The sequence below is a fragment of the Isoptericola sp. NPDC056605 genome, from assembly GCF_042792795.1.
Classification (GTDB): Bacteria; Actinomycetota; Actinomycetes; order Actinomycetales; family Cellulomonadaceae; genus Isoptericola.
This window is the reverse complement of record NZ_JBHTVT010000056.1, coordinates 1-291: the sequence shown is the minus strand read 5'-3', so window position 1 is coordinate 291 and position 291 is coordinate 1. Positions and strand designations below refer to the sequence as shown.

Below are 291 nucleotides of genomic sequence, written 5' to 3'. Positions count from 1 at the left end.
TCCCGTGAATTACAACATATTCACGCGAGAGCTTGGAACGTCTGTCCTAATCTTTGCGCCTCACGGCGGCGGGATTGAGGGTGGAACAAGTGAGCTTGCCAGGGAGCTAAGTAAATCTTATTCCACGTATCTATTTGAAGGATTGAAGGCATCAGGAAATACATCTTTGCATATCACTAGCACGAATTTTGATGAGCCTCAAGCCCTTGAACTATTAAGCCAGCATGATTTCACGTTGTCGCTACATGGCTATGCTTCAGATGAAAAGCATATTTTAGTAGGTGGGACGGA

The 291-nt window shown here is 45.0% G+C and carries 1 protein-coding gene; it reads left to right on the top strand.

Going from position 1 to position 291, the window contains the following annotated elements; genetic code table 11:
* Positions 1-291 (top strand): poly-gamma-glutamate hydrolase family protein (locus ACFQ8Y_RS22710; protein WP_430586804.1); only part of this gene is annotated, 291 nt, incomplete at both ends.